This window comes from Streptomyces sp. G7(2002), assembly GCF_028870195.1.
Lineage (GTDB): Bacteria > Actinomycetota > Actinomycetes > Streptomycetales > Streptomycetaceae > Streptomyces > Streptomyces nigrescens.
Genome location: NZ_CP102609.1, coordinates 5,632,048 through 5,657,819 on the forward strand (window position 1 = coordinate 5,632,048; position 25,772 = coordinate 5,657,819).

The 25,772-nt window shown below is 68.5% G+C and carries 21 protein-coding genes and 2 rRNA genes; 10 read left to right on the forward strand and 13 right to left on the reverse strand.

The window, feature by feature from the left end:
- The first annotated feature begins 87 nt into the window (after positions 1-87).
- From NUT86_RS23895 to NUT86_RS23910, 4 genes are all read left to right on the forward strand, one after another.
- A 23S ribosomal RNA gene (locus tag NUT86_RS23895) occupies positions 88-3,207 on the forward strand.
- Positions 3,208-3,281: 74 nt separating this feature from the next.
- Positions 3,282-3,398, forward strand: a 5S ribosomal RNA gene (gene rrf, locus NUT86_RS23900).
- Between the two features lie 112 nt (positions 3,399-3,510).
- The gene (locus NUT86_RS23905; protein ID WP_274737498.1) at positions 3,511-4,572 is read left to right on the forward strand and encodes a saccharopine dehydrogenase; all 1,062 of its coding nucleotides are present in this window, start codon (positions 3,511-3,513) and stop codon (positions 4,570-4,572) included.
- The gene (locus tag NUT86_RS23910; RefSeq protein ID WP_274737499.1) at positions 4,569-5,225 is read left to right on the forward strand and encodes a TetR/AcrR family transcriptional regulator; all 657 of its coding nucleotides are present in this window, start codon (positions 4,569-4,571) and stop codon (positions 5,223-5,225) included. Before NUT86_RS23905 ends, NUT86_RS23910 begins: the two co-directional genes overlap by 4 nt.
- Before the next feature lie 171 nt (positions 5,226-5,396).
- Here the strand turns inward: NUT86_RS23910 and NUT86_RS23915 are convergent, their stop codons facing one another.
- From NUT86_RS23915 to NUT86_RS23940, 6 genes are all read right to left on the reverse strand, one after another.
- Complete coding sequence (locus tag NUT86_RS23915; protein WP_274740600.1) at positions 5,397-7,010, reverse strand: type VI secretion protein; 1,614 nt, start codon at positions 7,008-7,010, stop codon at positions 5,397-5,399.
- Complete coding sequence (locus NUT86_RS23920; RefSeq protein ID WP_026170323.1) at positions 7,007-8,449, reverse strand: ATP-binding protein; 1,443 nt, start codon at positions 8,447-8,449, stop codon at positions 7,007-7,009. The genes NUT86_RS23915 and NUT86_RS23920 overlap by 4 nt, the downstream gene beginning before the upstream one ends.
- 28 nt (positions 8,450-8,477) lie before the next feature.
- Positions 8,478-10,040, reverse strand: a complete 1,563-nt coding sequence (locus tag NUT86_RS23925; protein ID WP_018093389.1) for an SCO6880 family protein — start codon at positions 10,038-10,040, stop codon at positions 8,478-8,480.
- Positions 10,037-11,344 (reverse strand): hypothetical protein, encoded by a 1,308-nt coding sequence (locus NUT86_RS23930; RefSeq protein ID WP_018093390.1) that lies wholly within the window; start codon positions 11,342-11,344, stop codon positions 10,037-10,039. Before NUT86_RS23930 ends, NUT86_RS23925 begins: the two co-directional genes overlap by 4 nt.
- A complete protein-coding gene (locus tag NUT86_RS23935; RefSeq protein ID WP_159486871.1) occupies positions 11,334-12,185 on the reverse strand; it encodes a hypothetical protein in 852 nt (283 codons plus the stop codon). The genes NUT86_RS23930 and NUT86_RS23935 overlap by 11 nt, the downstream gene beginning before the upstream one ends.
- A 497-nt stretch (positions 12,186-12,682) precedes the next feature.
- Positions 12,683-12,991 carry a hypothetical protein gene (locus NUT86_RS23940; protein ID WP_006603970.1) on the reverse strand — a complete coding sequence of 103 codons (309 nt, stop codon included), beginning with the start codon at positions 12,989-12,991 and terminating at the stop codon, positions 12,683-12,685.
- 427 nt (positions 12,992-13,418) lie between these two features.
- Here NUT86_RS23940 and NUT86_RS23945 point away from each other — a divergent pair, with 427 nt between their 5' ends.
- Both NUT86_RS23945 and NUT86_RS23950 read left to right on the forward strand, forming a co-directional pair.
- A complete protein-coding gene (locus NUT86_RS23945; RefSeq protein ID WP_018093392.1) occupies positions 13,419-14,423 on the forward strand; it encodes a C40 family peptidase in 1,005 nt (334 codons plus the stop codon).
- A gap of 205 nt (positions 14,424-14,628) precedes the next feature.
- The gene (locus tag NUT86_RS23950; protein ID WP_093644564.1) at positions 14,629-15,348 is read left to right on the forward strand and encodes a phosphatase PAP2 family protein; all 720 of its coding nucleotides are present in this window, start codon (positions 14,629-14,631) and stop codon (positions 15,346-15,348) included.
- 129 nt (positions 15,349-15,477) lie between these two features.
- Here NUT86_RS23950 and NUT86_RS23955 read toward each other — a convergent pair whose 3' ends face one another.
- Both NUT86_RS23955 and NUT86_RS23960 read right to left on the reverse strand, forming a co-directional pair.
- Positions 15,478-17,094 (reverse strand): FAD-binding oxidoreductase, encoded by a 1,617-nt coding sequence (locus tag NUT86_RS23955; protein ID WP_274737500.1) that lies wholly within the window; start codon positions 17,092-17,094, stop codon positions 15,478-15,480.
- Between the two features lie 250 nt (positions 17,095-17,344).
- Positions 17,345-17,539, reverse strand: coding sequence for a hypothetical protein (locus NUT86_RS23960; protein ID WP_018093395.1), 195 nt, complete (start codon positions 17,537-17,539; stop codon positions 17,345-17,347).
- 173 nt (positions 17,540-17,712) lie between these two features.
- Here NUT86_RS23960 and NUT86_RS23965 point away from each other — a divergent pair, with 173 nt between their 5' ends.
- Positions 17,713-18,576 carry a hypothetical protein gene (locus tag NUT86_RS23965; RefSeq protein WP_266450347.1) on the forward strand — a complete coding sequence of 288 codons (864 nt, stop codon included), beginning with the start codon at positions 17,713-17,715 and terminating at the stop codon, positions 18,574-18,576.
- Between the two features lie 145 nt (positions 18,577-18,721).
- Positions 18,722-18,940, forward strand: coding sequence for a hypothetical protein (locus NUT86_RS23970; protein ID WP_018093397.1), 219 nt, complete (start codon positions 18,722-18,724; stop codon positions 18,938-18,940).
- 15 nt (positions 18,941-18,955) lie between these two features.
- Here the strand turns inward: NUT86_RS23970 and NUT86_RS23975 are convergent, their stop codons facing one another.
- Positions 18,956-19,372: a metal-sensitive transcriptional regulator gene (locus NUT86_RS23975; protein ID WP_093644540.1), complete on the reverse strand. Its 417-nt coding sequence runs from the start codon at positions 19,370-19,372 to the stop codon at positions 18,956-18,958.
- A gap of 194 nt (positions 19,373-19,566) precedes the next feature.
- Here NUT86_RS23975 and NUT86_RS23980 point away from each other — a divergent pair, with 194 nt between their 5' ends.
- Together NUT86_RS23980 and NUT86_RS23985 are read left to right on the forward strand one after the other, a co-directional pair.
- Positions 19,567-20,187 (forward strand): DUF47 domain-containing protein, encoded by a 621-nt coding sequence (locus NUT86_RS23980; RefSeq protein ID WP_026170326.1) that lies wholly within the window; start codon positions 19,567-19,569, stop codon positions 20,185-20,187.
- A 9-nt stretch (positions 20,188-20,196) separates the two neighbouring features.
- A complete protein-coding gene (locus NUT86_RS23985; protein WP_159486865.1) occupies positions 20,197-21,195 on the forward strand; it encodes an inorganic phosphate transporter in 999 nt (332 codons plus the stop codon).
- Between the two features lie 212 nt (positions 21,196-21,407).
- Here NUT86_RS23985 and pstB read toward each other — a convergent pair whose 3' ends face one another.
- The 4 genes from pstB to pstS all read right to left on the reverse strand — a co-directional run bounded on the left by pstB (position 21,408) and on the right by pstS (position 25,573).
- Complete coding sequence (gene pstB, locus NUT86_RS23990) at positions 21,408-22,184, reverse strand: phosphate ABC transporter ATP-binding protein PstB (RefSeq protein WP_018093401.1); 777 nt, start codon at positions 22,182-22,184, stop codon at positions 21,408-21,410.
- A 58-nt stretch (positions 22,185-22,242) separates the two neighbouring features.
- Positions 22,243-23,322 carry a phosphate ABC transporter permease PstA gene (gene pstA / locus NUT86_RS23995; RefSeq protein WP_018093402.1) on the reverse strand — a complete coding sequence of 360 codons (1,080 nt, stop codon included), beginning with the start codon at positions 23,320-23,322 and terminating at the stop codon, positions 22,243-22,245.
- The gene (gene pstC / locus NUT86_RS24000; protein ID WP_018093403.1) at positions 23,319-24,317 is read right to left on the reverse strand and encodes a phosphate ABC transporter permease subunit PstC; all 999 of its coding nucleotides are present in this window, start codon (positions 24,315-24,317) and stop codon (positions 23,319-23,321) included. The genes pstA and pstC overlap by 4 nt, the downstream gene beginning before the upstream one ends.
- A gap of 140 nt (positions 24,318-24,457) precedes the next feature.
- Positions 24,458-25,573 carry a phosphate ABC transporter substrate-binding protein PstS gene (gene pstS / locus NUT86_RS24005; protein ID WP_159486861.1) on the reverse strand — a complete coding sequence of 372 codons (1,116 nt, stop codon included), beginning with the start codon at positions 25,571-25,573 and terminating at the stop codon, positions 24,458-24,460.
- Positions 25,574-25,772 lie beyond the last annotated feature (199 nt).

The following is a 25,772-nucleotide window of genomic DNA, read 5'->3' on the forward strand; positions in this document are numbered from 1 at the left end:
GCCGGCCCCAGTGAACTCAGCCTTCGGGTTGGGGTGGTGGGTGGCTGGTCGTTGCTTGAGAACTGCACAGTGGACGCGAGCATCTGTGGCCAAGTTTTTAAGGGCGCACGGTGGATGCCTTGGCACCAGGAACCGATGAAGGACGTGGGAGGCCACGATAGGCCCCGGGGAGCTGTCAACCGAGCTTTGATCCGGGGGTGTCCGAATGGGGAAACCCGGCAGTCGTCATGGGCTGTCACCCGCTGCTGAACACATAGGCAGTGTGGAGGGAACGCGGGGAAGTGAAACATCTCAGTACCCGCAGGAAGAGAAAACAACCGTGATTCCGGGAGTAGTGGCGAGCGAAACCGGATGAGGCCAAACCAGTCACGTGTGATACCCGGCAGGGGTTGCGTGGTTGGGGTTGTGGGAGTTCTCTTTTGCAGTCTGCCGGCTGTGAGGCAAGTCAGAAACCGTTGGTGTAGGCGAAGGACATGCGAAAGGTCCGGCGTAGAGGGTAAGACCCCCGTAGCTGAAACATCAACGGCTTGCTTGAGAACCACCCAAGTAGCACGGGGCCCGAGAAATCCCGTGTGAATCTGGCGGGACCACCCGTTAAGCCTAAATATTCCCTGGTGACCGATAGCGGATAGTACCGTGAGGGAATGGTGAAAAGTACCGCGGGAGCGGAGTGAAATAGTACCTGAAACCGTGTGCCTACAAGCCGTGGGAGCGTCGCGCAGAGACTTGTCTCTGCGTCGTGACTGCGTGCCTTTTGAAGAATGAGCCTGCGAGTTTGCGGTATGTTGCGAGGTTAACCCGTGTGGGGAAGCCGTAGCGAAAGCGAGTCCGAATAGGGCGTTGAGTAGCGTGCCCAAGACCCGAAGCGGAGTGATCTAGCCATGGGCAGGTTGAAGCGGAGGTAAGACTTCGTGGAGGACCGAACCCACCAGGGTTGAAAACCTGGGGGATGACCTGTGGTTAGGGGTGAAAGGCCAATCAAACTCCGTGATAGCTGGTTCTCCCCGAAATGCATTTAGGTGCAGCGTCGTGTGTTTCTTGCCGGAGGTAGAGCACTGGATAGGCGATGGGCCCTACCGGGTTACTGACCTTAGCCAAACTCCGAATGCCGGTAAGTGAGAGCGCGGCAGTGAGACTGTGGGGGATAAGCTCCATGGTCGAGAGGGAAACAGCCCAGAGCATCGACTAAGGCCCCTAAGCGTGTGCTAAGTGGGAAAGGATGTGGAGTCGCAGAGACAACCAGGAGGTTGGCTTAGAAGCAGCCATCCTTGAAAGAGTGCGTAATAGCTCACTGGTCAAGTGATTCCGCGCCGACAATGTAGCGGGGCTCAAGCACACCGCCGAAGTCGTGTCATTGCAGTAATACTCCTAACGGAGGCTGTGATGGGTAGGGGAGCGTCGTGTGCCGGGTGAAGCAGCCGTGGAAACGAGTTGTGGACGGTTCACGAGTGAGAATGCAGGCATGAGTAGCGATACACACGTGGGAAACGTGTGCGCCGATTGACTAAGGGTTCCTGGGTCAAGCTGATCTGCCCAGGGTAAGTCGGGACCTAAGGCGAGGCCGACAGGCGTAGTCGATGGACAACCGGTTGATATTCCGGTACCCGCTTTGAAACGCCCAATATCGAATCCATTAATGCTAAGGCCGTGAAGCCGGCCTGGAGTCTTCGGACAAAGGGACGTGGTGGAGCCGCCGATCCAAGGTGGTAGTAGGTAAGCGATGGGGTGACGCAGGAAGGTAGTCCAGCCCGGGCGGTGGTTGTCCCGGGGTAAGGGTGTAGCCCGTCATCTAGGCAAATCCGGATGACTTGAGGGTGAGACCTGATGCCGAGCCGATTGTGGTGAAGTGGATGATCCTATGCTGTCGAGAAAAGCCTCTAGCGAGTTTCATGGCGGCCCGTACCCTAAACCGACTCAGGTGGTCAGGTAGAGAATACCGAGGCGTTCGGGTGAACTATGGTTAAGGAACTCGGCAAAATGCCCCCGTAACTTCGGGAGAAGGGGGGCCATTGCTGGTGATGAGTCTTGCACTCTGAGCTGGTGGTGGCCGCAGAGACCAGCGAGAAGCGACTGTTTACTAAAAACACAGGTCCGTGCGAAGCCGTAAGGCGATGTATACGGACTGACGCCTGCCCGGTGCTGGAACGTTAAGGGGACCGGTTAGTCAACTTTCGGGTTGGCGAAGCTGAGAACTTAAGCGCCAGTAAACGGCGGTGGTAACTATAACCATCCTAAGGTAGCGAAATTCCTTGTCGGGTAAGTTCCGACCTGCACGAATGGCGTAACGACTTCTCGACTGTCTCAACCATAGGCCCGGTGAAATTGCATTACGAGTAAAGATGCTCGTTTCGCGCAGCAGGACGGAAAGACCCCGGGACCTTTACTATAGCTTGATATTGGTGTTCGGTTCGGCTTGTGTAGGATAGGTGGGAGACTTTGAAGCGGCCACGCCAGTGGTTGTGGAGTCATTGTTGAAATACCACTCTGGTCGTGCTGGATGTCTAACCTGGGTCCGTGATCCGGATCAGGGACAGTGTCTGGTGGGTAGTTTAACTGGGGCGGTTGCCTCCTAAAGAGTAACGGAGGCGCCCAAAGGTTCCCTCAGCCTGGTTGGCAATCAGGTGTTGAGTGTAAGTGCACAAGGGAGCTTGACTGTGAGACTGACGGGTCGAGCAGGTACGAAAGTAGGGACTAGTGATCCGGCGGTGGCTTGTGGAAGCGCCGTCGCTCAACGGATAAAAGGTACCCCGGGGATAACAGGCTGATCTTCCCCAAGAGTCCATATCGACGGGATGGTTTGGCACCTCGATGTCGGCTCGTCGCATCCTGGGGCTGGAGTCGGTCCCAAGGGTTGGGCTGTTCGCCCATTAAAGCGGTACGCGAGCTGGGTTTAGAACGTCGTGAGACAGTTCGGTCCCTATCCGCTGTGCGCGTAGGAGTCTTGAGAAGGGCTGTCCCTAGTACGAGAGGACCGGGACGGACGAACCTCTGGTGTGCCAGTTGTCCTGCCAAGGGCATGGCTGGTTGGCTACGTTCGGAAAGGATAACCGCTGAAAGCATCTAAGCGGGAAGCCTGCTTCGAGATGAGGACTCCCACCCCCTTTGAGGGGTTAAGGCTCCCAGTAGACGACTGGGTTGATAGGCCAGATATGGAAGCCCGGTAACGGGTGGAGTTGACTGGTACTAATAGGCCGAGGGCTTGTCCTCAGTTGCTCGCGTCCACTGTGTAGGTTCTGAAGTAACGACCTGTGTTTTTGCCGGGTTGGTTAACTTCATAGTGTTTCGGTGGTCATTGCGTTAGGGAAACGCCCGGTTACATTCCGAACCCGGAAGCTAAGCCTTTCAGCGCCGATGGTACTGCAGGGGGGACCCTGTGGGAGAGTAGGACGCCGCCGAACAAATTTTGATAATGCCTCGTTCCCCGAGTTTCGACTCGGGGAACGAGGCATTTTTGCGTTGTGGGGTCTGGGGCCGTTGTGCTTCTAGGTCACGTGACCTAGATTTCTCGGTGTGAACGATGACATCCAGTTAGATGTGACAGGGCCGGTGCTGGTGGTGGGCGGCTATGGGACCGTCGGTGGGGAGTTGAGCCGGCTTGCGGGCGCCGGCTGGCCCTTGTTGCTCACCGGGCGGACTCCGGAGCGCGGGCGGGCGCTCGCCGAGGAAGTCGGTGCGGAGGTGCGGCGCTGGGATCTGGGTGATCCGGAGCCCTTCTCGGCGAAGGTGCGGGCCGTGATCAGCACGGTGAACGACCCCGATGACCGGGTGCTGTTGGCGGCGATCCGGGGTGGTGTCCCGTACGTGGACCTCACGCGGTGGACGGCGCGGGTGCAGCGGGCCACCGCAGTCGCGGCCGTGGCGCCGCCGAGGGCTCCGGTGCTGTTGTCGTCCAGCTGGATGGGCGGGGTGACGGGGCTGGTGGCGGCGGCGCTGGCGGCTGAGCTGGGTGGTGCCTCGGGCGTGGAGATCGCCATCCGGTACGACCTCAAGGACCGGGCGGGCGCCGACTCGGTGGAGTTCATGGACCGGCTCGGTCTCGATTACGAGGTGACCGAGGGCGGGCGGCGGCGGATGGTCATGCCGCTCAGTGGTGCGGGTCAGGTGGTGATCGGCGGGCATCGGACCAAGGTGGCGCGGATCGATACGCCGGAGCAATTCACGCTGCCGCTGGTGCTGGGGGTCGACACGGCCGTCACACGGATCGGGTTCAGCGCCAACGCGTCGACGTCCGCGCTGTTGGCGGTCAGGCGGACCGGATTCTTCCGGTGGGGGCGCGGGGACCGGTTCACATCGGTGCGGCGGTCGATGCTGTATGCGCCGGGTGAGGGCGGGAGCGCGCTGGTGCGGATCGATGTGCGGGGGCGGAGTGGGGAGCGGCGTACGGCGACGGTGAGTGATCCGGCCGGGCAGGCGCATCTGACGGCGGTCGGCGGGCTGTTGGGGCTTCGTAGGGTGCTGGGCGAGGACGGTGCCCCGGTGCCGCGTGGTGTGGCCTTTCCGGAGATGACGCCGGCGCCGCAGGACGTCCTCGCCGCTCTGGAGAAGGCGGGCGTGAAGGTGGAGGTGGCATGACGGAGGAAGAGAAGAAGAAGGGGCCGGGTGCCGGGAAGGGGGCGGCGCTCACGCGGCAGGGGAGTGTGCGGCGGACGAGTCTGCTGGACGCGGCGGAGACCGTGCTGGTGGCCAACGGGGCGGATGCCTCGCTGCGGGCCATCGCCGGGGAGGCCGGGGTGCGGGTCGGGCATCTGCAGCACTACTTCCCGACCCGGGCCGAGCTGATCAAGGCGGTGCTGGAGCGGGCGCTGGACCGTTCGCTGGAGCGGCTGGCGGCGACGACCGGGCTGCGGACGGTGCGTGATGACCCGTCGGCCCTGGAGGGTCCGGCGGGGGCTGCCGACGCGGACGAGGTGGTGGCGGTGGTCCTCGCCGAGCAGGAGGATCCGCAGCTGGTGCGGCTCTATGTCGAGGTCTGGGCGCTGGCGGCGCGCGATGCGGAGATTGCCGCGGTGGTCCGGGAGTTCTACCGGAAGTACGTCGCGCAGGTGGAGGCGTTCGTGCGGTACGGGCGGCCGGACTGGCCGGCCGAGCTGTGCCGGGCGCGGGCGGAGACCTTTGTGGCGCTGGTGGAGGGGGCGGCGCTGCTGCGGTCGGGGATCGCCGGGTGCCGGTCGGCTGCCATGGATGAGCAATTGGTGCGGTGCGCCGTGCAGTTGCTGCGGGACTGAGGGCGGCGCGGGGCGGGCGGGGCGCTGGGCCGGGAGGGTGTGTCGTACCCATCCCGGAGGGCGTCAGGCTGCGGATCGTCCCAGGGGTGGATCGTTCCGGCTGCGGATCGCCCCGGTGGCGGTCGCTCCTCCGCACCCTCGGGTGCCGTGGGAACGCCCGGCCGCCAGGGGTCAGACCCGTAGGGAGTGGTGGGGCCAGCGGGCGCGGGCCTGTTCCTGGGAGCGCATGGTCGCCAGGGTCAGCAGGCCGCGGGCACGGCCCGTTTCGAGGAGGCCGGGGAGGGCGGGCAGCGGGGCGAGGGCCGCGATGTCGTCCAGGACGAGGGTGAGTGGTGGGTCGAGCCGACCGTCAGATGACCGTTCGGCCATGCGGCGGCCGTGCTCGACCACGCTTGAGAGGAGTGCGGTGAGCAGGGGCATCGCACCCGGGTCGGTACGCGGATCCTCGATGGGCTCGCCTACCAGGTAAAGCGTTCCCCCTTCATCGAGAAATGATTCGAGGAGGACCGAATCTGCTCGAAGCGGGGTGCAGGCATCCCGGATGTGGATGGAGGAGAGGGCGGTCAGCGCCCGGCCGATCAACGCCTGGGCGGCTTCCCGGCGTTCGGGATGTGCCGTGAGCACCGACTCCAGCTCGCCGGCCTGGCCGGCCGAGGCCTTGGGGCTGGTGCGCAGGATGCGTACGGGTTCCTGGGCGGCGCCGGTGGCGTGCGCCCAGCGGTGCAGCTGGCGGAACGGGCGGCCGTCCACCGCGGCGGCGTGCAGCCAGCAGCGCAGCAGGGTCTGGGCGGCGTCCGCGACCGCCGAGTCCAGGGCGGCGGCCGGGCGTACCGGGGCCAGCAGGGCGGCGGCGCGGTCGGTGGCGGTGGCGAGGTCCGTACAGCCGGAGGTCGGGGACCAGCGCAGCCGGGCCGGGGTGTCGAGGCGGTGCGTCGGGTCGTAGGTCAGCAGCGGGCCGAGTTTGGCGCGGGCGTCCTTGGTCTCGGCCCAGACGCCGGGGTCCGTCGTGGCGACGATCAGCGGGCCCGGAGCGGCGGCCGCGGTGGCGACGGATGCCGCGAGGGCGGCGGTGCGGTCGGTGGTGAACTGGACGCGGGGGAGGGCGGGTTCGGTGGCGGCGTCGGTGGCGGGTGTGAGCGGGGGAGCGGTGCGCTGCTCCGGGACGGGGCCGGCGGCCACGGTGTCGAGGGGCGGCGGGGCGGGGGCGACCGGGGTGGCGGGTGTGGCCGGGGCGTCCTCGGTGGGGGCGGCGGGCTCCTGGGCGGCGGGCTCCTGGGCGGCGGGGACGGTCCTCCGGACCGCCTCCCGGGCCTCTCGCGCTTCCCGGGCCTGGCGCGCCGCCCGTTCCGCCTCCCGTTCCTCCTGGTCCGCCAGACGGGTCTCCCGGGCCTCCTTGGCCTTCGCGCGGCGGGCCGCCCGTACGGCGCGGTAGCGGGTGACCGTCCCCAGCGTGAAGATCACCAGGACCAGCAGCACCATCAGCTCGCCGATGAGGATGCCCCAGAAGAGGCCGTAACCGGAGAGCTGGCCCTTGGGGGTGCCGGGCCAGGCGGCGGCCATGTCGTGCGGTGCGGAGACCAGATGACGCAGCGCCATTGGCGTACCGGAGTAGGTGACGCCCGCGGGCCAGGCGCCGTGGGCGAACAGGCCGGCCAGTCCGGTCGCCGTCCACACCAGCACGGTCAGGCCCAGCAGGAAGGCGAGCAGTCCGACCAGCAGGGAGTCGGGGACGCCGCGCCCCCGGCTCCGGCCGGCGCCTCGTTCGTCGTCGTATCCGCGGGTCACGCCACCGTCTCGCTCGACTCGTCTCTCCACTGCCGCTCCATCGCCATGGCCTCGGCGCGTGCCTCGGCCTCGGCGTCCGCCGCCGCCTGGACGGCGCGCGCCTCGTCCGTCGGCATCGCGGAAGCCTCGCTCATCGCGGACGCCTCGGTCATCGCCCGGTCGGTGAAGACCAGCGGGCGTTCGGCCTCGGTGATGAGGTGTTTGACGACCTGGACATTGCCGTTGACGTCCCAGACCGCGATGCCGGGGGTGAGGGTCGGGATGATCTCGACGGCCCACCGGGGCAGGCCGAGCACCCGGCCGGTGGCGCGTGCCTCGTCGGCTTTCTGGGCGTAGATGGTGCGGGTCGACGCCATCTTGAGGATCGCCGCGGCCTCCCGTGCGGCGGCGCCGTCGACCACGTCGCTGAGGTGGTGCACGACGGCCACGAACGACAGGCCGAGCCGTCGGCCGAACTTCAGCAGCCGCTGGAAGAGCTGCGCCACGAACGGGGAGTTGATGATGTGCCAGGCCTCTTCCACCAGGAAGATGCGCTTCCTGCGGTCGGGGCGGATCCAGGTGTGCTCCAGCCAGACACCGACGATCGCCATCAGGATCGGCATCGCGATGGAGTTGCGGTCGATGTGCGACAGGTCGAAGACGATCAGCGGGGCGTCGAGGTCGATGCCCGCCGTCGTCGGGCCGTCGAACATGCCGCGCAGGTCGCCGTCGACGAGCCGGTCGAGCACCAGCGCCACGTCCAGACCCCAGGCCCGGACGTCGTCTATGTCGACATTCATCGCCTCCGCGGACTCCGCCTCCGGGTGCCGCAGCTGCTCGACGATGTCGGTCAGGACGGGCTGCCGGTGGGTGATGGTCTCGGTCACATAGGCGTGCGCGACCTTGAGGGCGAAGCCGGAGCGTTCGTCCAGGCCGTGGCCCATCGCGACCTCGATGATCGTCCGCAGCAGGGCCAGCTGGCCGGTGGTGGTGATCGACGGGTCGAGGGGGTTGAGGCGGATCCCGCCGTTGAGGGCGGCGGTCGGGTCCAGGCGGATGGGAGTTATCCCCAGCTCCTGGGCGATGAGGTTCCACTCGCCGACGCCGTCCTCACCCTGGGCGTCCAGCACCACGACCTGACGGTCCCGGAACCTCAACTGCCGCAGGACGTAGGTCTTCTCCAGCGCCGACTTGCCGTTGCCGGACTCGCCGAGGACCAGCCAGTGCGGGGCGGGCAGCTGCTGTCCGTAGAGCTGGAACGGGTCGTAGATGTATCCCTTGCCGCTGTAGACCTCACGGCCGATGATCACGCCGGAGTCGCCGAGACCGGGGGCCGCGGTGGGCAGGTAGACCGCCTGGGCCTGGCCGGTGGAGGTGCGTACGGGCAGCCGGGTCGTCTCCACCTTCCCGAACAGGAAGCTGGTGAACGCCTCGGTGAGCGCTCCGATCGGATCGATCATGGCCATGACGTACGCGCCTCCCAGCGGCTTAGCGGCGGATCCCGGTCGCGAACGGCAGGGTGTTGACGAACGCCCGGTGGTGCTCGCGGTCGCACCACTCCAGCTTGAGGTAGGACTTGCCGGCCGAGGCGCGGATGGTGCGCTTGTCGCGCGCCAGCGCCTCGGGCGAGCGGGAGGACACCGTGAGGTAGCCGACGAGGTTGACGCCGGCGGCACCGGAGGCCAGGTCCTCACCCCGCTGGTCGACGCGGCCGTGGTGGGCGACATCCCGCGGGTCCACCACCCGGTTCATCTTCGCCGCGCGGCTGGCCTCGGCATCGTCGTTCGTCTTCTCCGTCAGCATCCGCTCGATGGCGATCTCGGTGGGCTCCAGGTCCATGCAGACCGCGACCGTACGGATCACATCGGGGGTGTGCACCAGGAGGGGCGCGAGGAAGTTGACGCCCACCGGGGTCAGCGGCCACTCCTTGACCCAGGCGGTGGCATGGCACCACGGCGCGCGGGTCGTCGACTCACGCGTCTTGGCCTGGAGGTACGTCGGCTCCATCGCATCCAGCTCGGCCGGCCAGGCGTTGCGCTTGCTCATCGCCTGGATGTGGTCGATGGGGTGGTCCGGGTCGTACATGGAGTGCACCAGGGAGGCGAGCCGGGCCTGGCCCAGCGGCTGGCGCACCCGGATGTCGGCCTCGGCGAGCCGGGCGCAGATATCGGTGAGCTCACGGGCCATGACCACCGCGAGCCCGGCGTCCCGGTCCAGCTTCTTGCGCAGCAGCCCGCCCTGGTGCATCCGCGCGGCGCGGGCCATGGTCTGTGCCTCGGCGGCCAGCTCGCGGGTGTAGTGCATACAGGCGACGAGGTAGGCACGGTGCTGCTCGGAGGAGGTGGAGACCATCGACTGGAGCTGGTCGTAGGACTCCTGCAGCCAGTCGGGGGAGTTCTTGTCGCCGCGCTGGGCGACGTCCTTGGCATGGGCGTCCGGGTCGGCGGGCAGCGTCCGGGCCAGCATCTGCAGCCGGGTCACGAAGCCGTCCCCGTTGGCGACATGCTTGAGCAGCGTCCCGAAACGGTCGACCAGCGCCTCCTGGTCCTCGCTGTCCCGCAGGCCGACGCCCGGCCCCTCGATCTCGATGGCCGCCGTCACCGTCTTGCGGTCGGCGTGCAGCAGCACCGCGATCTCGTCCGGCCCGAACGGCGCGGACAGCCAGTTGATCCGGCCGATGCCGGGCGGCGGGCCGATCTCGACCTCCCGGCCGTCCAGCCGGACGCCCGCCTCGGCGGCGCCGGAGCGGTAGGTGGCGCCGCGGCGGGTCGTCCGGCGGAAGCTGCGCCGGATCTCGAACCACTTGTAGAACGTCCGGCCCTTGTACGGCACGTAGACGACGGCGAGCCCCAGCATCGGGAAGCCGGTCAGGGACGCGATCCGCAGCGGCAGCATGGGCACCAGCAGCCCGCACATCATGCCGAGGAACGCGCCCGCGATGATCAGCGCGATCTCACCGGTCTCGCGGTTCTTGCCGACGATCGCGTTGGGCCGGGCGCGGCCGATGAGGTAGGTGCGGCGTGGGGCGATCGGGTGGGACTGCGTGCTCAACGCCCCTCACCTCCTGAGGTCTTGCCGGAGCGGGAGCCGCTGCCCGGGTGGGGGTTCGTACGGGGAGCGGGGGTGGCGGGCGCCGAGGAGCGGCCGCCGCGGGAGCTGTGTGCGGCGACACCGCCGGCCACCGCGTCGGCCGGCCGGGACTGGCCGCCCTGTGCCTGCCCGCCGTCGCCGCCGGAGCTGCGGGAGCTGTGGGTCTTGATGCCCTGGGAGACCAGTGCGGCGGGCGAGGAGATCATCGCGGCGGCCTGGCTGCCGTCGGTGGCCCGGCCCTTGTTCGTACGGGCCGAGACCATCTCGTCGCCGAAGCCGGGGACGAAGCGGTAGATCACCGCGCTGGCGAAGATGGCGAGGACGATGATCGAGAGGCCGGAGACGACCGCGGAGAAGGCGTTCGGGCCCTTGTCGTGGGACAGCGCACCGGCGACGCCGAGCACGATCACGATGACCGGCTTCACCAGGATCACCGCGATCATGATGCCCGCCCAGCGGCGCACATGCCCCCACATGTTCTTGTCGACCAGCCCGGCGTAGACGACCGTGCCGAGCAGCGCCCCGACGTACAGCAGCGCGGCCCGGATCACCAGCTCCAGCCACAGCACACCGGCGGCGAGCACGGAGACCAGCGACACCACGATCAGCATGATCGGGCCGCCGCCGATGTCCGTGCCCTTCGTGAGCGCCTGGGAGAAGGCCCCGAAGAAGGTGTCGGTCTGTGCCCCCGTCCCCTTCGCGATGATCTCGGTGACCCCGTCGGTCGCCGAGACGATCGTGTACAGGATCAGCGGGGTGAAGGCGGAGGCGAGCACGGTCAGCCAGAGGAACCCGACCGCCTCACCGATCGCCTCCGTCAGCCGCACCCCGCGCACCGCGCGCTTGGCGACGGCGAGCAGCCACAGGACGAGCGTGAGCACGGTGGAGGCGGCGAAGACTACGGCGTACTGCCGCAGGAACGCGGCATTGGTGAAGTCCACCTGCGAGGTCGCCTTCACCGCGTCCGACAGCTTCGTGACGATCCAGGCGGCGGCTTTGGCGCAGCCTTTGGCGAGGGATTCGAGGGGGTCGAGGGGGTTGTTGTCGAGGGGGTTGGTGGGGGGTGAGTCGCTGCCGGACTCATTGCGCTGCTTGCAGAGCTGCAGGGCGGGGCCGCTGAGGAGTTTGCAGCGTTCCGAGGCCGGACCCGGGTCGGGGGCCGGCGCGGCCATGACGCGTGTCGCCAGCAGGAACATGAAGGTCTGTACGCCTGCCAGCACGGTGACGACCGAGGCCGCGCGGCGGTGCATGGGCTTACCGGGCATACGTGAAACCTCCATACCCTTGGACCGCTCCCGCGATGTCCTTGGCTCCGGAGGCGGGGACGTCCCCGCTGACCGGTGCGGGGCCGTCCTTCTGAGAGCGTGTCAGCGTCTTCCAGTCGTTGCCGGTCCAGGCGAGCTTCATCGTGAGGGTGAACCAACTCGTGGTGACAGGTTTGACGGATCCCTCGCCGGCCAGTCCGAGGAGGCCGGTGCACCACACCTCGACGGTCGCCTGGGCCTTCGCGAAGTCCTTGACCTTGGTGCCGACCGGGACGGTGCGCGAGACAAAGGTCATCCCGGTCGGCGCGCTTCCGTCAGCCTTCAGCCCGACGGCCTTGAAGAAGTCCGGTGAGTAGGCTTCGTCGAGCTTCTTCTGGAGCGAGGCGACGGCTGAAGGCGCCATGATGGTGTCAACGATCTTGTGCCGCTGGTCCTGGTGGAACATGTCCGAGGACCCCAGCGCCACCGCATAATTCGCCGCCGCCGACTGCGCCCCCTGCTCCGTCTTGGCGAAGCCCGACGCGATGCCCCCGGTCTTGCCGCTGACGGCCTTGGTGCCGGTGGGGGCGGTGGGCTGGGTGCGGGCGGGGTCCTTGGGGGAGTCGTTCGAGGCGGTTTCGCTGTTGCCGCTTCCGCCGCGGTTGGCGAAGGCGATGGCCGCGAGCAGCAGGACGATCACGCCGACGATCGTGACGAGGTTCCGGCTGGACAGGCCGGTCCGGGACCGCCGTCCCGAGCCGTAGATGTCACCGTCGTTGTCGGGAAGTCTGGTCCGGGTCTGGCCCGTCTCCGGACCGCGGTGGCCGTCGCCGCCGTAGCCGCCGTCGTCACTGAGACTCATCGCGCCTGTGCCCCCTCTGCCGCCGTCGCCGTGCGTGCCGTTGTTGTGCCGCCCTCATATGACCGTAGCCGCGCGGGCGGCGGCTCGGGTGCAGCGGTACGAGTACATCTCACCGTGACGGGTCCTCAGATGCGGTACGACAGAGGCGAATGGGGGACTCTGGGTTATTTGTACGCATCGCCTGCTCCGCGGTCGCCGGTCGCCTTCTTGCGCCTTCTCGCCCCCGGGTCCACCTGTCCCCGCGCAGCGCCCGGCCCAATCGGTCCGCTGGTGGCGGGGGTGATGAGGGCGCGCTGCGGTTCCGTCGGGCCGGCGTGAGCGGGCGTCAGCATGTGGCCTCGGCAGGGGAGGTGGGGCCGGTGGGAGCGAGTGGGGGCACGGGACGGCGGAGAGATGGTGGGCGGGGGCGCACGGGGGCGACGCGGGGACGGACGGGTGCCGGCCGGGGGCGCCGTACGGGCGGCGGCAGGGGCAGGTGCGGCCTAGAAGGACACGCCCTAGACCGCCATGCCGTAGACGATGGTGAACAGCGTCCCCAGGGAGCCGATGATGAAGACGCCGGTCAGGCCGGCCACGATCAGGCCCTTGCCCTGTTCGGCGCTGAAGGTGTCGCGCAGCGCGGTGGCGCCGATGCGCTGTTTGGCGGCGCCCCAGATCGCGATGCCCAGGCACAGCAGGATCGCCACCGCCATGACCACTTCGATCATCACGCGGGCCTCGTTGCCCAGGCTCCCGAACGGCCCCCAGTCCGGGGCGATTCCGCCGATGATGGTGGTGATGTCGCCTTTTTCGGCCGCAATGAACATGTGTGAACTCACCGCCCCTTGATGGGTAGTTGTGTCCCCGTGCCGGCGTGGCACAGGCCAGTCTCTATCTTCGCTGACAAATGGGCCGTCAGCTGTCGACTTGGCGGCTTTCTTTGAAGGATCCCGTGCGGGTGGGGTGTGCCTGTGGGCGCACGCCCTCCATTGAAGCGAATGGTCTCACCGTGTGTATCACGGGGGATAACCCTGAGCAATGATCATCGGAAGCGGTGGTGGCCGGTCCGGCGCGCCGGGCTCCCGTAGCCCGTCCGGCGGCGTACAAGGCGTCGCCATGAGACGCGTCACACCCCTCCCGGAGCGCCCCGTGCGCCGCGTCATGCGCCGTCGTGCGGCACCCGGAGCGGCGCGGCGCGCGGGGAGCGGCCGGAAAAAGGCAGTGAACCGGGGCTGAATGGGGGAGGGTTGGGGGGTGCGGAAATTCTGGGTGGCCGGTGGGCTCGGGGCGGGGCTGGTGCTCTGTCTGCTCGGGCTGCTTGTGATCGGTACGTATATGGCGGCTGCCGGGCTGGCCGGGGCCGGCGGGCGGGCGCTCGGGCTGGCGAAGGGCGCGGTACCGGCCGAGTATCAGCAGCTGGTGCAGAAGTGGGGGGCGCTCTGCCCGGCCATAAGTCCCGCGCTGCTGGCGGCGCAGCTCTACCAGGAGAGCGGCTGGAACCCCAGGGCACAGAGCCCGGCGGCCGCACAGGGCATGGCGCAGTTCATCCCGGGGACCTGGCAGACCCATGGCGTCGACGGGAACGGTGACGGCAAGAAGGACGTGTGGGACCCGGAGGACGCCATTCCGTCGGCGGCCTCGTACGACTGCGAGCTGGCGAGCTATGTGAAGCGCGCCCCGGGCAACGCCACGCACAACATGCTCGCCGCGTACAACGCCGGGGCCTATCGCGTCATCCAGTACAACGGGGTGCCGCCGTACCGCGAGACACAGAACTATGTGAAGACGATCACGACTCTGGCGAAGAGCTTCGAGGCGCCGTCGAAGCGGGTGGAGCCGTCGCGGCAGGCCGCGGGCGCGATCTACTTCGCGCAGCAGAAGCTCGGTACGCGCTATCTGTGGGGCGGCACGGGGACCGCGGCGCAGGGCGGCCGGTTCGACTGTTCCGGGCTGTCCCAGGCCGCGTACCACTCGGTGGGCATCGAGCTTCCCCGGGTGGCGAACGACCAGTGGAACGCCGGGCCGCATCCGAAGCGGGACGAGCTGCTCCCGGGCGATCTGGTGTTCTTCGCCTACAACCTGAAGGACCCGCGCTCGATCCACCACGTGGGAATCTATGTGGGTGGCGGGTACATGATCAACGCGCCGTACACCGGGGCCAGGATCCGGTTCGACAAGATCGATACGCCGGACTACATCGGTGCGACCCGCGTCACGTCGGATGGCGCAAAAGCGCTGCCCGGCACGAACGCTGCGTGAACATAGGGCCCTGAACTGCGGTGATGAGTCAAGCTTCGATAACGTCCTGGTGATCATCCGGTGGAGAGTGGAACGCCAGGGGTGGGCATCGCGTTTCCTTGGCGTGGGGACGTAGCAGCGCTTGGCACGGCACACGCTCGACGACCACGGGGGCAGGCAGCACACGAAGGCGCTCGCGCGCGCGAAAGATAAGGGGCCGCTGCAGATGGCTGGACTCGCATTCGAGGGGCCGAACCCCGACGTCGACGTGCTCGACGGCATCAACGGCCTCGCGAAGGACGCCCCCCAGTGGGTCAACAAGGCCATGGAGTACATCGGTGAGTACGGCCTCATCGCCGGCCTCGCCGTGCTGTGTCTGATCGCCTGGTGGTCTGCGCGCCGCAGGCCGGGCGCGGCGGCCGCCGTCGCGGGCCTGGTCTGGGCGCCGCTGGCCGCGGGCATCGCCCTGCTGGCCAATATCCCGATCCGCTCGTTCGTGGAGCGGCCACGGCCGTTCAAGGACCACGCCGGACTCGAAGTGCTGATCCCCGGCAAGAGCGACTTCTCGTTCGTGAGCGACCACGCGACGCTCACCATGGCGGTCGGTGTCGGCCTGTTCATCGCCCACCGGAAGTTCGGTCTGATCGGGATTCTGCTGGCGCTCGCCGAGGGCTTCTGCCGCGTCTACATGGGCGTGCACTACCCGACCGACGTGATCGGCGGCTTCGCCCTGGGCACCGCCGTCGCGCTGCTGCTGGCGCCCCTCGCGCAGGCGCTGCTGGTGCCGCTGACGACGGCGATCAGCCGGTCGAAGCTTTCGTGGCTGGTGTGCGCGCCGGGCGTCGAGGCCGCCGCGGGCCAGGACGCCGACGGCAGCCGGGTGGTGGCCACGGGATCGGCGATGCGGCGCGGGCAGAAGGAGCGGGACAAGGATCTGGCGGCCTGAGGGCGCGGCCGGCCGGTTCGGGTGAACCGGCCGGCCCGCCCCCGGGATTGACGACCTGGCGGATGCGGACGGCCCGGCCCCTCGCGGGGGTCGGGCCGTCCGTGTGTCCGCCGGTGTACCGGGGCGGTCTCAGAGCGCCTGGGGGAAGGTGCTGAACAGCCGCTGCGGGTCATAGGTCCGCTTGACCTCGGCGAGCCGGGTGGCGGCGGCGCCGTAGTAGGCGGACTTCCAGTTGGTCAGGCCCGGGTCGGTGTAGTTCTGGTAGGCGGCGCCCGAGGAGTGCCGGCGCATCGCGTCATGGAAGGAATTCAGCCACGCTGTGCGCGTGCCGGGCGAGCCGTTCGCCGGCCAGGACGTCAGGTACTGGGCGAGGAACTTCGAGCCGCGGTGGACGAAGGCGGTGTCGGTGCGCCCGACACGGTTGACCGCGCCGCCCAGAGCCGTCAGCGCCACATTCCCGCTGACGCCCTTGCGGCCGCCCGCCTCGATCTGGTCCATCAGCGTGCGGATGCCGGCCGCGGACAGCGAGCGGTCGAAGAAGTGCGAGCGGGCGGCGTAGGTCTCGCGCCCCAGCTGGCCGGCGCCGGTCTGGCCGGGCAGCGAACCCGGCATATGGCACTGCGCGGTGGACTTGGTCGAGCAGCCCGCATAGGACTCCATCGCGTCCAGGTAGCCGGTCGGCGTCAGATGGACGCTCTTGGCGGGGCCGGGGCCGCCCGGCTGGTCGGCGAGCTTGTCGAGGGCGTTCTGCAGCTCGCGGTAGCCGCCCAGGGAGAAGGCGGCGACGGAGACGGACGGGGTGTTGCCGGGGCGCGCGTCGAGGTGGCACGCGGACCATATCTCGTCGTCCTGCACCGGCCCCCACTTCTGCCAGGAGGCCACGACCTTCGCCGCCTTGGCCCACGGCCAGGTCAGGTACGCCATCACCGCGCGCGGCGCCGGATGCGTACGGAAGCGGAGCTCGGTGACCACGCCGAAGTTGCCGTTGCCGGCGCCGCGCAGCGCCCAGAAGAGGTCGGCGTGCTGCTTGCGGTCGCAGTCGACGGTCTTGCCGTCCGCCGTGACCAGCGTGGCGCCGACGAGGCTGTCGCAGGTCAGTCCGTAGGCGCGGGAGGCCACACCATGGCCGCCGCCGAGGGTGAGGCCGGATATGCCGACGGTGGGGCAGGAGCCCCCGGGTATGGTCACGCCGTGCGCCCCGAGGCCCTCGTAGACGTCGATGAGCTTGGCGCCGGCGCCGATGCGGGTGGCGCCGCCGGACGGCGCGCCGACCTTGGAGAGGGCGGAGACGTCGATGATGAGCTTGTTGTTGCCGCTGGACCAGCCCGCGTAGGAGTGGCCGCCGCTGCGGATGGCGATCGGGGTGTCGTACCGCCGGGCGAAAGAGAGGCATTCGGCGATGTCCGCCGGATGCTTCACATAGGCGATGGCCGACGGCTTCAGCGTGTCGTAGCGGGTGTTGTAGAGGCGCCGGGCGGTCGCGTAGGCGGCGTCGGAGGCGCGCACCAGCTTCCCGTCCAGGCTCTTGCCCAGCGCGGTCCAGGCGGACCCTGAGGCCCGGCCCTTGGCGGCGCCCCCGGCGGCGGCCGCATTCGTCTGTGCCGCACCGGTACCGGCGGCGGCCTCCGTGGCGGCACCGGAGGACGCCGCGCCCGCCGTGCCGGTCTTGTTGTCGCAGCCGGTGGCCAAGGCGACCGAGGTCGCCGCCAGTCCGCCGCCGGCCTGCAGGAGTGTGCGCCGCTTCACTGGGATGAATCCCCCTCGATGTCGTACGGTCCTGCCCCGCCTGCCGATGGCCCGGCCGGTCGTCACGGGGCGCGTGCGGGGAATTCGCACCGGACGGGTGCGGCGACGCGCTGCCCTCACATGCCGCTCTGCCCGGTAATGCTCCGCGCTGTCCGGTGCTGTCCCTGAAGTCCGTTACCTGCGCGGCGCCGTTGCTTCCCTGACTAGGCAGATGCGGCAGGGGCGTGTGGGGTTCCCGGAACGGACTCGCTCATTCCAGGGGGCGCCCGGTTCCGTCCTCGCCGGCCTCGGATCCGGCCTCGGTGTCGGCCAGATGGCGCTCCGCGTCCGTACGTGCCTGTGAGCGGGCGCGACGGGCCGGCCCCCGCCAGCCGCAGGTGCAGCGGGCCGTGCAGAAGGCGCCGCGTTCGGTGGTGGAGGTCGCATGGGGAGCTCGGTGGGGCACGCCGTCACGCTACGCGCCCCAGGTGGCCTTGCGTGACGAGCCCCCTTGACGGTCGTTGAACGGAACGGTCGACGGAACGTCAGATGCGGCGCCGGCGGAACGTCCGACCCTCCCGAGCGGACCGGCCGGCCCAGGCCGTTCCCGAAGACAGCGGCCGAGGGGGCTCGTACGCGATGGTGGTGCAGGACAGGCGAGGCGGTGGCACGGTCGCCGTGGCCATGGCGTGCGGGACGGGTCTGGCGGTCGGGCTGCTGACCTCGGGCTGTTCCCAGGAAGGCGCCGCGGCCGACGACCAGGAGCCGTCCGGCCGGGCCGCCCCCGCCGCCGCGGAGGTCCGGAGCAGCGCCGACGCCCTGGTGCGGGCCGGCTCCGCCACGGTCCGCACGTCCATGGAGACCGCGAGCGGCGGCACCCGCGTCGCGATCCGCGGCACCGGCGGCTACGACTTCGCCACCAGCACCGGGCGGCTGCGGGTCGTGCTCCCCGACCCGGCGGGCAGGCCCAGCGGCGGTCATCAGCCGATCACGGAGATCCTCGCGCCCGGTGCGCTGTACATGAAGAACCGCGGGGCCGGGGTGCCCGCCGACAAATGGGTGCGGGTGGCCACCGCCTCGCTGGCCGACGGGAATCTGGTCACCGGTGGTGCGACCGATCCGCTGGCCGCCGCCGAACTGCTGCGCGGCGCACGGGCGGTGACGTATCAGGGCGAGGAGTGGCTGGACGGTGTCCGGGTGCGGCACTACCGCGGGACGACGGACATCGGGGCGGCCGCCGCGGCGGCGTCGCCGCGCTCAAGACCCGCGCTGATCGCCGCGGAGGACGGATTCACCACCGACGAGGTGCCGTTCGACGCGTATCTGGACGAGGCCGGCCGGCTGCGCAAAGTGCGCCAGTGGTTCCGCTTCGCCAACGGTGCGCCGAAAGGGGCTTCGGTGACCTCCACGACGGAACTGTCCGGTTTCGGGACGAAGGTCGCGGTGCGGCTGCCGGACGAACGTGACATCTACGCGGGGAAGATCGCTTCACCCACGGCATGAGGCCGGACGCCGCGGGCAGGGCATGTGACGGCGGCGTGTGCCGGATGGCGGAAATGGTCCATCCGTGCCATGCGCGGAGCCTGCGCCCGTCCCTAGGCTTGCGGTAACCACCCCAGGCGTGGGAAGGCGCTCGAAGGAGGAGGTGTTGTACGTGGCCGGACACCGCCCTACGACGGTCCAGGACCACGTAGCCCTCGTCGAGATCGACCTGACCGGTGAGTTGATGATCGCGGCCGCGGCCGCGAGCGAGGATCGGCTCAGCCCGGACCGTATCGACGAGGTGCTGGAGGTCGACGGGGAGGACGGCGACCGCGCGGACGGGGTGCCGCCCCGGCGCGGAACCGCCGGACGCTGCCCCGGCTAGTCACGGGCGGCCGGCTCAGGTGCGCAGCATCCGCTCGATGGCCTTGGTGGCCTCCTGCACCTTGGCGTCGATGGCCTCGGGGCCCTTGACGGCCGCGTCGGCGACGCAGTGCCGCAGATGCTCCTCCAGGAGCTGGAGGCCGAAGGACTGCAGGCCTTTGGTGCTCGCCGAGACCTGGGTGAGTATGTCGATGCAGTAGACATCCTCTTCGAGCATCCGCTGCAGTCCGCGGATCTGGCCCTCGATCCGCCGCAGTCGCTTGATGTGTGCGTCTTTCTGCTTTGCGTAGCCGTGCACACCGGCTGCCGGCGAAGTCTCTGCGTTATCGGTCACGGTTTGAACGTCGCTTCGGGGGTCGGGGGCCGGCTGCGGGGGGTGGCAGGCCGCGGCGGCTGCGGTGCTGCCGTTGGTGTCGGCGTCCGTGGTCGTCATGGCCGTCTCCCGTGGTATCTAGGCGATCTATATACCCCTGGTGGGTATATGGTACCGAACTTTGCGGGCACCTGTGGTACCCCGTGCAGAGCATGCTGCACGATGGGCGACACTGAAGGAATGCCGGTTAGCAGTGGCTGGATGATGCGCCTAGCATCAACTCGACCGAATCCGATGCACCCCGAGGATTTCACGTGCGCTTTCGTCTGACCCCCAGGGAGACGAGCTTCTACGACATGTTCGCCGCCTCCGCGGACAACATCGTCACGGGCTCCAAGCTCCTGATGGAACTGCTCGGGGCGGACGCCTCAGCCCGGGCAGAGATCGCCGAACGCATGCGGGCGGCGGAGCACGCGGGTGATGACGCGACCCACGCGATCTTTCACCAGCTGAACTCCTCGTTCATCACGCCGTTCGACCGCGAGGACATCTACAACCTCGCCTCGTCGCTCGACGACATCATGGACTTCATGGAAGAGGCGGTCGACCTGGTCGTCCTCTACAAGGTCGAGGAGCTGCCCAAGGGCGTCGACCAGCAGATCGAGGTGCTGGCGCGGGCGGCCGAGCTGACCGCCGAGGCGATGCCGCATCTGCGGACCATGACCAACCTCACCGAGTACTGGATCGAGGTCAACCGCCTGGAGAACCAGGCCGACCAGATCCACCGCAAGCTGCTGGCGCACCTCTTCAACGGCAAGTACGACGCCATCGAGGTCCTCAAGCTCAAGCAGATCGTGGACATCCTGGAAGAGGCGGCGGACGCCTTCGAGCATGTCGCCAACACCGTCGAGACCATCGCGGTCAAGGAGTCCTGAGCGCCTCTCATGGACACCTTCGCGCTCGTCGTGACCATTGCGGTCGCGCTCGGTTTCACCTACACCAACGGCTTCCACGACTCCGCGAACGCCATCGCGACCTCGGTGTCGACGCGGGCGCTGACCCCGCGGGCGGCGCTGGCGATGGCCGCGGTGATGAACCTCGCCGGTGCCTTCCTGGGCAGCGGGGTCGCCAAGACGGTCAGCGAGGGGCTGATCTCGACTCCCCACGGCAGCAAGGGGATGGGCATCCTCTTCGCCGCGCTGCTCGGTGCGGTGGTCTGGAACCTCGTCACCTGGTACTTCGGCCTGCCGTCGTCGTCCTCGCACGCCCTCTTCGGCGGCATGGTCGGTGCGGCCCTCGCCGGTGGCACCACCGTGATCTGGTCCGGGGTGGTCGAGAAGGTCGTCCTGCCGATGTTCATCTCGCCCGTCATCGGCCTGGTGCTCGGCTACCTGGTGATGGTCCTCATCCTCTGGATGTTCCGTAAGTCCAACCCGCACAAGGCCAAGCGCGGGTTCCGCATAGCCCAGACGGTGTCCGCCGCGGGCATGGCGCTCGGCCACGGTCTGCAGGACGCCCAGAAGACCATGGGCATCGTGGTGATGGCCCTGGTCATCGCCGATGTCGAGGACCAGAACGCGGCCATCCCGCTCTGGGTCAAGCTGGCCTGTGCGATCACGCTCTCGCTCGGTACGTACGCGGGCGGCTGGCGCATCATGCGCACCCTGGGCCGCCGGATCATCGAACTGGACCCGCCGCAGGGCTTCGCCGCGGAGACCACGGCCGCCTCGGTCATGTACACCGCGTCGTTCATGTTCCACGCGCCGATCTCCACCACCCATGTCATCACCTCCGCGATCATGGGCGTGGGCTCGACCAAGGGCACCCGCGCGGTGCGCTGGGGCGTCGCCAAGAACATCGTGATGGGCTGGTTCATCACGATGCCGGCCGCGGCGCTGGTCGCGGCGTTCTCGTACTGGGTCGTGGAGCTGGCGTTCGGCTGACGGACCGCTGCCGGCCGCGGCCACCGGCCGGGCCACGGAGCACCGGCCCGCCGGCCCGACCAACGGCCGGCACCGCACCTCCGGACACAGCAAATGGGCCCGCCCCCCGGGAAGTGGGGGCGGGCCCTTCGTCTTGCGGTGGCACCGCCATGCAGCACCGCAGGACGTGGGTGGGGGCGGCCCGGCCGGAGCGGCCGGGCCGCGCTCGCCGCTCAGCCGAAGCGGCCGGAGATGTAGTCCTCCGTGGCCTGCACCGACGGGTTGGAGAAGATCCGCTCGGTCTCGTCGATCTCGATCAGCTTGCCGGGCTGGCCGACGGCGGCGAGGTTGAAGAACGCCGTACGGTCCGACACGCGCGCCGCCTGCTGCATGTTGTGCGTCACGATGACGATCGTGAAGCGCTCCTTGAGGTCGCCGATCAGGTCCTCGATGGCGAGGGTGGAGATCGGGTCGAGCGCCGAGCAGGGCTCGTCCATCAGCAGGACCTGCGGTTCGACCGCGATGGCGCGGGCGATGCACAGCCGCTGCTGCTGGCCGCCGGACAGGCCCGAGCCGGGCTTGTTCAGCCGGTCCTTGACCTCGTTCCAGAGGTTGGCGCCCTTGAGGGACCTCTCGACGACGTCCTTGAGCTCGCTCTTCTTGTACGAGCCGTTCAGCCGCAGACCGGCCGCGACATTGTCGAAGATCGACATCGTGGGGAACGGGTTGGGGCGCTGGAAGACCATGCCGACGGTGCGGCGGACGGCGACCGGGTCGACCCCGGAGCCGTAGAGGTTCTCGTCGTCCAGCATCACCTTGCCCTCGACGCGGCCGCCGGGGGTGACCTCGTGCATACGGTTCAGGGTGCGCAGGAACGTCGACTTGCCGCAGCCGGACGGGCCGATGAAGGCCGTGACGGAGCGCGGCTCGACGGTCATCGAGATGTCGTCGATGGCCTTGTGGCTGCCGTAGTACGCGGAGAGGCCGCTGACGTCGATTCGCTTGGCCATGGAAATCACTGCTTCTTTCTCACGCGGCGGAGCCGCACATCGAATGGGGCGCGGCTGGTCAGCGGCCGGACTTGGGGGCCTTCCAGCGGGCGATGCCGCGGGCCACCAGGTTGAGGATCATGACGAAGGCGATGAGGACAAGTGCCGCGGCCCAGGCGCGGTCGTACGAGGCCTCGGAGCCCTGCTGCCACTGTTGGAAAACGTAGAGCGGAAGTGACTGCTGGGCATCTTCGAAGGGGTTGTTGTTGATCGTCTTCGCGCCCCACACCAGGAGGAGCACGGGCGCGGTCTCCCCGGTGATGCGCGCGATGGAGAGCATCACGCCGGTGGTGATGCCGCCGATCGACGTGGGCAGGACGACCTTGAGGATGGTGCGCCACTTGGGCACGCCCAGGGCCAGCGAGGCCTCGCGCAGCTCGTTCGGGACGAGCTTGAGCATCTCCTCGGTGGAGCGGACCACGACCGGCATCATCAGGATCGCCAGCGCCATCGCGCCGGCGAAGCCGGACGGGCCGAAGCCGAGGATCAGGATCCACACGGAGAGGATGAACAGGCCGGCCACGATCGACGGGATACCGGTCATCACGTCGACGAAGAAGGTGACGGCCCGGGCGAGCCGGCCGCGTCCGTATTCGACGAGGTAGATCGCGGTGAGCAGACCGATCGGCGCGGCGATCAGGGTGGCCAGGCCGACCTGCTCCAGGGTGCCGATGATCGCGTGGTAGATACCGCCGCCGGGCAGCGCGTCCGGGGTGGTGCCCATCGAGTGCTGCAGGAAGTAGACGTCCAGGACCTTGGTGCCGCGGCTGACGGTCTCCCACAGGAGGGAGGCCAGCGGGACGACGGCGATCAGGAAGGCCGTCCAGACGAGGCTGGTGGCCAGCCGGTCCTTGGCCTGCCGGGCGCCCTCGACGGCCGCGGCGAGCGCGAAGGAGCCGAGGATGAACAGCAGGGCGGCGATCAGGCCCCACTGGACCGTGCTGTCCAGGCCGGCGCCCAGGCCGACGCCGCAGCCGGCGCCGGCCGCGGCCAGCGCGATGACCGGCGGGGACCAGCGCGGCAGCCGGGCCTGCTTGAGGGAGACCGGAAGCGGGTTGCCGCCGTTGGAGACCGCGGGGCGGTCGGTGGTGATACTCATGCGGCGGCTCCCGAGTACTCCTTGCGACGGGCGATGATCAGGCGGGCCGCGCCGTTGACGAGCAGCGTGATCACGAAGAGGACGAGACCGGAGGCGATCAGGGCGTCCTGGCCGAACTGATCGGCCTCGCTGAACTTGCTGGCGATGTTCTGGGCGAACGTGCCGCCGCCCGGGTCCAGCAGGCTGGTGTTGATGAGGAAGCTGGGCGAGAGGACCGTGGCGACGGCCATCGTCTCGCCGAGCGCACGGCCCAGGCCCAGCATGGAGGCGCTGATGATCCCGGAGCGGCCGAAGGGGAGCACCGACATCCGGATGACTTCCCAACGGGTGGCGCCGAGGGCCAGCGCGGCTTCCTCGTGCATCTTCGGGACCTGGAGGAACACCTCGCGGCTGACGCTGGTCACGATCGGCAGGATCATGATCGCGAGCAGGATGCCGACGGTGAACAGCGAACGGGCCGCCCCGCCGCCGTATTCGAAGATGCCGGTCCAGCCGAGGTAGTCGTCCAGCCAGGTGTAGAGGCCGGTCAGATGCGGGACGAGGAAGAGCGCGCCCCACAGGCCGTAGATGATGCTGGGCACCGCGGCGAGCAGGTCGATGACGTAGCCGAGCGTCGAGGACAGCCGGCGCGGGGCGTAGTGCGAGATGAACAGCGCGATGCCGACCGCGACCGGTACCGCGATGACCATCGCGACGACGGAGCTGACGACGGTGCCGAAGGCGAGGACCGCGATGCCGAACTTCGGCTCCAGGCCGGTGGCGTTCCAGTCCAGCGTGGTGAAGAAGTTGGCCTTGTCGCCGGAGATGGCGAGCACGGAGCGGTAGGTGAGGAAGACCGCGATGGCGGCCATGATCACCAGCAGGGCGATACCGGAGCCCCGGGAGAGCCCGAGGAAGATCCGGTCACCGGGGCGGACCGCCTTGCCGGATATGGCGGAGGGGCCGTCGTGGTGTGGCGGAGGCGGGGTGTCGGTCGTGGAGGAGGGTGTATTCATGGGTTCTCCGGTCTGCGGAGCCGGGTGAGGGCTCCTGGCGCGGCGGTGCACCGGACGGGCGGCGGCCCGAAGGGGGCCCTGGTGAAGGGGCCCCCTTTTTTTTGGACCGTACGGCGGTTCACGGGCCGCCGCCCGGTAGGTCAGGAGATCTTGGCGACGGTCGCGCGGACCTTGTCGGCGATCTCGGTGGGCAGCGGGGCGTAGCCGAGTTCCTTGAGGGCGCTCTGGCCGTCCTTGCTGGCGATGTAGGTCAGGAAGGACTTGGTGGCGGGCAGCGTCTCGGCCTTGTTGCCCTTGTTGCAGGCGATCTCGTACGTCACCAGGGTGATCGGGTAGGCGCCCTCGGCCTTGGTCTTGTAGTTGAGATCCAGGGCCAGGTCATCGCCCTTGCCGACCTGCTTGGCCTCGGAGATGGCGTTGGAGGCGTTGTCGACGGTGGCCTCGACCGGCTCCTTGGCGCCGGTGTTCAGCTTGGCCGTCGGGATCTTGCTCGCCGTGGCGTACGACAGCTCGAAGTAGGAGATCGCACCGCTGGTCTGCTTGACCTGCGAGGAGACGCCGGCCGAGCCGGAGGCCGCCTGGCCGCCCTCGCCTTCCCACTTCTTCGCCGGCTCGTGCTTCCAGCCACCGGCGGCCTTGAGGTACTTGGTGAAGTTGTCGGTGGTGCCCGAGTCATCGGAGCGGTGGAACGGCTGGATCTTGAGGTCCGGGAGCTTCGCGCCCGGGTTCAGCTGCTTGATCGCCGGGTCGTTCCACTTCTTGATCTCCGAGTTGAAGATCTTCGACAGGGTCTTGGCGTCCAGCACCAGGTTGTCGACACCGGGGACGTTGTAGCCGACCGCGATCGGGCCGCCGACCATCGGCAGGTCGACGGCCTGGCCGCCCCGGCAGACCTGCTTCGACTTGGTGACCTCGTCGGGCTTGAGGGCCGAGTCGGAGCCGGCGAAGGCGGTCTGGCCCTGCAGGAAGGTGGTGACGCCGGCGCCGGAGCCCGTCGGCTGGTAGTTGATCTCGGTGTCCTTGCAGGCGCCCGAGTAGTTCTGCACCCAGACGTCCATGGCGTTCTTCTGTGCCGACGAGCCGGACGCGAGCAGCTTGCCCTTGCCGTCGCACTTGATGTTCGACGGCTTGGCGGCGCCACCGCCACCGGCTCCGGTGGTGTCGTCGGAGCCGCACGCGGACAGGGCCAGGGCACCGGAGACGGCGAGAGCGCCAACGGCGAGGGCGCGAACCCGGTTCTTGCGCTGAAGCTTCACTGTCGAGAGTTCCTTCCTGGGGCGCGCCGCTTCGTCGGCGTGCGAGATGGTGAGCGGGGCATTGGCTGTCGCGGTCTGCGATGCCAGCTAGCCGTGTCGCGCTTGCTCTGAGGGCATGACGCGCACTCGGTACGGCTGAAATTAGGTAGATCAGGTGAAGCGGCCGATGGAGGAGAGTGAACGCAGGGTGAACCTCGGC